This is a genomic window from Actinoplanes sp. NPDC051851 (assembly GCF_040681165.1).
Classification (GTDB): Bacteria; Actinomycetota; Actinomycetes; order Mycobacteriales; family Micromonosporaceae; genus Actinoplanes.
The window spans coordinates 94,461-101,567 of record NZ_JBFAYF010000037.1; the positions used below are offsets into that span (position 1 = coordinate 94,461).

General features: G+C 70.8%; 8 protein-coding genes. 5 read left to right on the plus strand and 3 right to left on the minus strand.

From position 1 onward, the window contains the following. Window positions 1-217: 217 nt before the first annotated feature. A complete protein-coding gene (locus tag AB0M08_RS30280; protein WP_364500457.1) occupies window positions 218-877 on the plus strand; it encodes a 2-phosphosulfolactate phosphatase in 660 nt (219 codons plus the stop codon). A gap of 69 nt (window positions 878-946) precedes the next feature. On the opposite strand, the gene AB0M08_RS30285 is transcribed toward AB0M08_RS30280, so the two are convergent. Next, entirely contained in the window at window positions 947-1,798 is an 852-nt protein-coding gene (locus AB0M08_RS30285) for a methyltransferase domain-containing protein (RefSeq protein WP_364500460.1), read from the minus strand. 141 nt (window positions 1,799-1,939) lie between these two features. Further along, window positions 1,940-2,497: an XRE family transcriptional regulator gene (locus tag AB0M08_RS30290; protein ID WP_364500462.1), complete on the minus strand. Its 558-nt coding sequence runs from the start codon at window positions 2,495-2,497 to the stop codon at window positions 1,940-1,942. Window positions 2,498-2,561: 64 nt separating this feature from the next. On the opposite strand from AB0M08_RS30290, the gene AB0M08_RS30295 reads away from it, so the two are divergent. Together AB0M08_RS30295 and AB0M08_RS30300 are read left to right on the plus strand one after the other, a co-directional pair. After that, window positions 2,562-3,782, plus strand: a complete 1,221-nt coding sequence (locus AB0M08_RS30295; protein WP_364500465.1) for a benzoate/H(+) symporter BenE family transporter — start codon at window positions 2,562-2,564, stop codon at window positions 3,780-3,782. A gap of 4 nt (window positions 3,783-3,786) precedes the next feature. Continuing rightward, on the plus strand, window positions 3,787-4,377 hold the full coding sequence (locus AB0M08_RS30300) for a DinB family protein (RefSeq protein WP_364500467.1): 591 nt from the start codon (window positions 3,787-3,789) through the stop codon (window positions 4,375-4,377). 66 nt (window positions 4,378-4,443) lie between these two features. Here the strand turns inward: AB0M08_RS30300 and AB0M08_RS30305 are convergent, their stop codons facing one another. Continuing rightward, window positions 4,444-5,109 carry a TMEM175 family protein gene (locus AB0M08_RS30305; protein WP_364500470.1) on the minus strand — a complete coding sequence of 222 codons (666 nt, stop codon included), beginning with the start codon at window positions 5,107-5,109 and terminating at the stop codon, window positions 4,444-4,446. Window positions 5,110-5,319: 210 nt separating this feature from the next. On the opposite strand from AB0M08_RS30305, the gene AB0M08_RS30310 reads away from it, so the two are divergent. Further along, entirely contained in the window at window positions 5,320-5,958 is a 639-nt protein-coding gene (locus AB0M08_RS30310) for a DUF4360 domain-containing protein (RefSeq protein ID WP_364500473.1), read from the plus strand. Window positions 5,959-6,482: 524 nt separating this feature from the next. Next, complete coding sequence (locus AB0M08_RS30315; RefSeq protein WP_364500481.1) at window positions 6,483-7,013, plus strand: transposase domain-containing protein; 531 nt, start codon at window positions 6,483-6,485, stop codon at window positions 7,011-7,013. Window positions 7,014-7,107: the final 94 nt, after the last annotated feature.

The window sequence follows — 7,107 nt, forward strand, 5'->3', positions numbered from 1 at the left end:
TAGAATCCATGAGCTCCAAACAGGGACATTTCAGGAATTAGTCATCCGTTCGAGTGCGTCGTTCACCGCCGTGAGGCGGTCGGCGACGGGGCCGATGGTGAGCAGGCCACGGGAAGCGCCGGCCGGGCATGGTCATGCGCCGTACATGTCGTCTCTCCGGTTCGTGAGGCGAGGATCTGTCGCGTGTGATGGTCCGCGATCGGGGATGATCTCGGGAATGGACGCTCGCTTCGCCGGTATCGCGGAGGTGGCTACGGCCCCCACGACCGCTGTCGTCATCGATGTCATGCGGGCCTTCACGGTCGCCGCCTGGGCCTTTGCGCGGGGAGCGGAGAAGGTGGTGCTCGCGGCGTCGCTGGAGGAGGCGCTCGACCTCAAAGCGGATCACCCGGACTGGATCACGCTCAAGGACGGGCCGCCCGCGCCCGGGTTCGACCTGGTCAACTCGCCCGCCCTGCTCAGATCGATGGACCTCTCCGGACGTACGGTCGTGCAGAAGACCACCAACGGGACGGTCGGCGTCCATGCGGTCAAGGGCGCGTCGCTCCTGCTCTGCGCGAGTTTCGTGGTGGCGTCGGCGACCGCTCGGCTGCTTCCGGCCGCCGGTGATGTCACGTTCGTGGTGACCGACGGCGACGAGGATCTGGCCTGCGCGCAGTACATCGCCGACCCGCGGGCCGGGGCCGCCCCGTTCCTGGCGCGAGCGGCGGCGTCCCGTGCGGCGGCCGGTCTCGCGGACGGGGCGTGGCGGGGCCTGCCCGGAGTCCACGCCGACGACGTGGCGCTCTGCCTGGAGGCCGACCGCTTCCCGTTCGCGATGGTCGCGGCATCCGAGGGCCCGCTCATGGTGCTGCGCCCGGCCGACGTTTCCGCGTGACCGGCATGGATGTGGCGCCCGCGTTGCCAGGGCGACATCCGGACGGCCGTTGCCGGGGGGTGGGAGCGGTCAGGCGGTGCCGATGGCGAGGACGTTGCCCTCGCTGATGTAGCCGTCGGGGTGGTGGAAGGGGTTCTGCGGGTGGCCCGGGTCGAGCAGCGGTGCCCAGTCCGCGGCGGGCAGGCCGAGCCCGGTCGCCTGGCCGGCCAGTTCGGCGAAGGCCGGCGCGTAGTACGCCCGCACGTCGGGGGTGAACGGGGCGAAGTGCTCGATGAGGACGGTGCGCTGCCGGACGGCGCCGATGCCCGCCTCGCGCATCCAGCGGTACAGGTCGCGGGCCCGCAGGACCTGCTGGGCGTAGCCGGGGGTCGCCCCGGCCGCGCGGAACAGGTCGGCGAAGAGGTGCGGGTCGCCGGGGCGGACGGCGAAGCAGGCGGCGTCCACGTCCTTGATCGTGATCAGGCCGCCGGGACGGGTGACCCGGCGCAGCTCGGCGAGCGCCACCCGCAGCTGGTCGTCGGTGAGCAGCTCGACGGTGTTCGAGCACCAGACGGCGTCGAAGGTGTCGTCCGCGTACGGGAGCCCGGTGATGCTGCCCTGGCGCAGATCCACCGGGCAGGGCAGGTCCCAGCCGGCGACCCGCGCGCCGGCACGGGCGACGTGTTCCGGGTCGAGGTCGATGGCCGAGACCCGTCCGCCGGGGCCGGTGAGCGCGGTCAGCCAGGGCAGGAACTCGCCGCCGCAGCACCCGGCGTCCAGCACCCGCATGCCGGTCCGGATCCCGGCCAGGCCCAGCAGCTCCCGGTACGACTGCCGGCAGGCCCGGAAGTGCGCGCCGGCGATCGACGCGTGGGTGAACGGCCGCCCGGTCGAGGCGGTGACGCCCCAGGTCTCGGCGGCGGCGTCGTCGCTGGTCAGCATGGGACCTCCTGGATCAGGCCGGGGACGGCCGGCACTCGCCCGGGACACGAAGATCGTAACTTCGCAATGAATCCCCGTCCGGCGAATGGAGTCCGGTCCGTCGCTCCATCGGGTGAACCGTCCCGGCCGTCCCGCGCGGCTCTAGGCGGGGCGGGGCGAGCGGATCAGCAGGACCGCGGTGGCCTCCTCGTCGCCCAGTGCCTCGTAGACGTGGGCGGTGTCCGCCTGCCAGGCGTGGTGCTCGCCGGGGCGCACGATCGCCGGCGCGTCGGCCCGGCCGGCACGGAGCACGCCCTGGATGGTGGTGAGGTGCTCGGTCACCCCGGGAGCGTGGGCGGGGGAGCGCTGCAGTACGCCCGGGCGTACCCGGATGGTCAGCAGTTCGAACGTCACGCCCGGCTCGTGGAAGACGGTGAGCAGGCGGGGCGTGACCGCCGATCCGCGGACCTCGGCCATCTGCGCCGGCGGGGCACCCGGCTCCAGCAGCAGCGCGGTGACCGGCACGCCGAGCACGCCGGCCACCGCGTGCAGCGTCTCCAGTGTGGCGTTGCGGGTGCCGTGCTCCAGGCCGGAGAGGGTCGCCTTGCCGATGCCGGCGGCCCGGGCCAGCGCCGACAGCGAGGTGCCCTGGGCCAGTCGCAGCCGGCGTACGCGCTGCCCGACCGCCAGCCCGGCTTCGCTTGTGGGGTCCGCGTTCACCCGGCTAGTCTGGCATCCGCCCAGCGTTCCGTTTACGGAACAATCGTAGGCGGAGGGAGCGGGCATGCCACGGTGGGACACGGCCCAGCCGGCACTGGCCGGTGTGGTCAGCGCGGTGGTCGGATACGCCAGCTCGTTCGCCGTGGTGCTGGCCGGGCTGCGGGCGGTCGGCGCGAACCCCGCCCAGGCCGCCTCGGGACTGCTCGTGCTCTGCACCGGTATCGCGGTGCTCGCCGTCGGGCTCAGCCTGCGCTACCGGATGCCGATCAGCATCGCCTGGTCCACCCCGGGCGCCGCGCTGCTGGTCGCCACCGGTGCGAACGCGGGTGGCTTCCCCGCCGCGGTCGGCGCCTTCCTGGTCTGCGGCGCCCTCATCGTGCTCGCCGGGCTGGTGCCCTGGCTGGCCCGCGCGATCGACGCGATCCCCCGGCCGATCGCCGGTGCGATGCTGGCCGGGGTGATCCTCAGCCTGTGCGCGGCGCCGGTGCGCGCGGTCATCGACGTACCCGAGCTCGCCATCCCGGTCGTGCTGACCTGGGCGTTGCTGATGCGATTCGCCCGCCGGTGGGCGGTGCCCGGCGCGCTCGCCGCCGCGGTCGTGGCGATCGCCGTCTCCGGCGTCGACGGTGGACTGTCGCAGGCGTCGCTGCGCCCCGCCCCGGTCTTCACGATGCCGGAGTTCACCGTCACCGCCCTGATCAGCCTGGCGCTGCCGCTCTTCCTGGTCACCATGGCGGCGCAGAACGTGCCCGGCATGGCGGTGATGGCCACGTACGGCTACCCGGTCCCGCTGCGCGCCGTGCTGGTGACCAGCGGCGCCGCGACCATGGTGGCGGCACCGTTCGGCGGCCACGCGCTGAACCTGGCGGCGATCACCGCGGCCCTCACCGCCGGCCCGGACACCCACCCCGACCCGGCCCGCCGCTGGACCGCCACGGTCGCGCTCGGCCTGGGCCAGCTCACCCTCGGCCTGGGCGCGGGCCTCGCCACCGCGCTGGTGCTCCTCTCGCCGCCGGTCCTGGTCATCGCCGTCGCCGGCCTGGCGCTGATCCCGGCGCTCGGCTCGTCGCTGGCGAGCGCCGTGACCGAGCCCGAGGGCCGGGAGGCGGCCGTGGTGACCTTCGTGGTGACCGCCTCCGGCATGACCGTCCTCGGCGTCGGATCGGCCTTCTGGGGCCTGGTCGCCGGCGGGCTGACCGCCCTGCTGTTGCACCGCCGCCGCCTCCCGGCCCCGGTCGCACCCGCCGGGCCGGTCACCGCGGGTGTCACCGGCCGGGGAGACTGACGCCATGACCGAATCGGACGATGCGAAGACGGCGCTGCGCGACTACCTCCGGGAGACGCGCGAGGACCTGATCTGGAAGCTCGACGGGCTCAGCGAACGGGAGGCGCGGCTGCCGCGTACGCCGACCGGCAACAACCTGCTCGGGATCGTCAAACACTGCCTCAACGTGGAGGCCGCGTACTTCGGGCGGACGTTCGGGCGGGAGTTCCCGGACGTCGGCGAGCTGGTGCCCGAGTCGGCGTACGAGAAGGATCCGCAGGCCGACTGGTACGCGACCGCGGACGAGACGAAGGACGGCCTGATCGACCTCTACCGCCGGGTCGGGGAGTTCGCGGACCGGACCATCGAGGCGCTGCCGCTGGACGCGCCGGGGGAGGTGCCGTGGTGGCGGCCGGAGACCCGGGCCGTGACCCTGCAGCGGATCATCGTCCACGTGATCGCCGACCTGGCCCGGCACGCCGGTCACGCCGACATCCTGCGCGAGCAGGCCGACAACGCGATCGGCGTGCGCCAGGAGAACTCGAACCTGCCCGACGACCACGACTGGCCGGCGTACGTCGCCAAGCTCACGACCCTCGCCGACCGTTTCCGGTGAGCGGTGCCGTTCCGCCCGGACCCGCTCTGGGACGACCTGGCCCGGGATCGGCCTGAGAAGACCGGGTCAGCCGCCGAGCCGGACCGAATCCAGTCCGGCGCGGCGGTTCAGGACGCCGCCGAGCAGCGGGGCGCCGAACCAGAGGAACGTCAGCCACGGGGTGAACCAGCAGAACAGGAGCGTGGCGAGGAAGTACCACCCGACGATCCAGGAGATCCGGGCGTCCCGGCGGTAGACGTCGAGGTCGACGTCGTCGCGGAGCAGTCCGTCGTTTAGGGCCCGGCGCTGGACACCGGAGCGCAGTAGCAGCAACGTCGCGACGGCGACGGTGAACAGGCCGGCCGCCGCGGGGTTCAGCGTGTTGTGGTCGTAGACCGTCGTCGCGTAGGGCAGCAGCCCGGCGAGCAGCAACAGCGGGAAGTGCAGCCGGATGAGGCCGGGGGACATCCGGACGAGACGGTCGAGTAGTTGGTGGTGCTGACGCCAGACGACCCAGAGGATGTAGAACGCGAGGAGGTACGCGGAGAAGGACGGGATCTGCTCGTACAGGAAGTGCAGCAGATTGCGTGCCGCCTCGGCGCGACCAACCTCGGCGACCTCGAACTCGGTGCCCTCCTCGGGCTTGGGGATGTCGATGACGAGCAGCGTCATCGCGATCGCGAACACGGCGTCGGTGAAGAAGCCGACACGCTCCGTTGTGTACCCGGCGGGAACCATTTCGTCGTTCTGCACCGCGCGATTCTGGCGTACGGCGACCGGCCCCGGTGAGCCAGGGCGAGCGTGCCGGTCGTCTGAACGGGCACCCCCGCTCCGCCGTACGTTCAGCATAAAACGCGGAAGTCACCTTCAAGAACTAATTCCCGGTACGCCGGAATTGCCTTTCCACGGCCGCGGAATCTAGCTTTCCCAACGGCTACATTCCGCGATCTGTAAAGGACCCCCATGCGCATTTCACTCGCCGTCGCCGCCGCCTCGTTCGCCGCCGTCGCGGGCGCCGCCGTGCCGTCCGGCGCGTTCGCGGCCCCGCCGGTACCGGCCGACGAGATGGTCATCGACGTCGTCGCGGCGAACGGCTCCGGCTGCCCGCTGGGCACCGCGGCGGTCACGGTCTCCCCGGACAACAAGGCCTTCACGGTCAGCTACAGCGAATACACCGCCCAGGCCGGCGGCACCGCCAAGCCCACCGACTTCCGCAAGAACTGCCAGCTCGGCCTGAACGTCCACGTCCCGCAGGGCTACACCTACGCGATCGCCAAGGCCGACTACCGCGGCTTCGCCCACCTGGAGAAGGGCGCCTCGGCCACCCAGACCTCGTTCTACTACTTCCAGGGCGAGTCGAAGACCGACCGCAGCCGCCACGTCTTCACCGGCCCGTCCGACAGCGACTGGCAGCGCACCGACGCCGTCTCCGTCAGCTCCCTCTCCTACCTGCCCTGCGGCGAGCGCCGCTACCTGAACGTCAACACCGAACTGCGGGTGACCTCGACCGGCCCGGACAAGAAGAAGACCAGTTTCATCACCATGGATTCCACCGACGGCAACCTCGACACCATTTACCACGTCGCCTGGAAGAAGTGCTGACCCCTATTCGAGAAATCCGGATGTCCACCGCCGGTGCGGTACCGAGTGCGGCATGCCACTCGTGTCATCGTTCACGACTCGGCTCGTAGGCCCGGAACCATGGCGTGGCGGCCGTCCAGGGCGATCTCCCGGTGGCGGCGGTGGGGATGGGGATCTCCCCGGCCGGGGTGGGCCCCGTCCGGCCTGGCTTGATCGACATTTCATGATCAACTGTGGGGGGATGATCTTCACGGCTGGCGGTCGCGGGTGTCTCAGCGGGCTGGAGTGACCTCTGGGTGCCAGCTCTCCCGTCGCGGCTGGCGTTCACGGGTCAATCGGACGCAAGGCCACGCAGTTAAGGGTTTCGGGTGGTTGGCGACACTCTTTCGATGGACATGGGTGTCTGAGGAACGGGACCTCGCGGTAGGCAGGTAGTCGACCAAGATCTATCTGCTGTCCGGGAGGTCCCGTTGTCTGTCGAGTCTGCCACGGTCACTTTCACCCGCACTGTCACTGTCGCGGCGGGAGTGTTCGCGCCCGGGCATGTGGGGGAGCTGACGCCGTTTCTGCCGTTTGAACTGGTGGATGCCGTCCTGGAAGAGACGGGCCGGGTACAGCAGCGGGAACGGCTTCTGCCGTCGCGGGTGGTCGTCTACTTCATGATCGTGCTGGGGATGTTCCCTCATCTGGGGTACACCCTCGTGTGGGCGAAAATGGTGTCCGCGCTGAAGCCGTTGTCGCTGCGGTCACCGTCGGAGTCGGCGTTACGGCAGGCTCGCCGCCGGGTCGGGACAGCCCCGTTACGGGCTTTGTTCGAGGTCGTGGCCGGGCCACTGGCCCGGCCGGACACGCCCGGGGTGTCCTACCGGGGTTTACGGACGGTCGCGTTCGACGGCTGTAAATCGTTCAAGAGCGCGGACAACCAGGCCCAGCGGAACTGGCTGGGCCTGGTCCGATACCGGCTGGGCCTGGCCGGATATCCCCAGCTGATGCTGATGGCGCTGGTCGAGACCGGAACCCGGGGACTGCTCGGTGTCCGATTCGGCCCGGCAGGACCCGGCGGGGAACCCGGCTAGAGCTTGTCAAGTTGTCTGTGTAAGTTGATCTGGATTCATTGATGGTGGAGATCGTTATCAGGTGTTGGGTTCGGCGTTTGGGTGCTTCTCGAGA

Bases quoted from the DNA above. Each gene is read 5' to 3' on its own strand.
- AB0M08_RS30280 (WP_364500457.1), top strand. From the start codon at position 218: ATGGACGCTCGCTTCGCCGGTATCGCGGAGGTGGCTACGGCCCCCACG.
- AB0M08_RS30285 (WP_364500460.1), bottom strand. From the start codon at position 1,798: ATGCTGACCAGCGACGACGCCGCCGCCGAGACCTGGGGCGTCACCGCC.
- AB0M08_RS30295 (WP_364500465.1), top strand. From the start codon at position 2,562: ATGCCACGGTGGGACACGGCCCAGCCGGCACTGGCCGGTGTGGTCAGC.
- AB0M08_RS30300 (WP_364500467.1), top strand. From the start codon at position 3,787: ATGACCGAATCGGACGATGCGAAGACGGCGCTGCGCGACTACCTCCGG.
- AB0M08_RS30310 (WP_364500473.1), top strand. From the start codon at position 5,320: ATGCGCATTTCACTCGCCGTCGCCGCCGCCTCGTTCGCCGCCGTCGCG.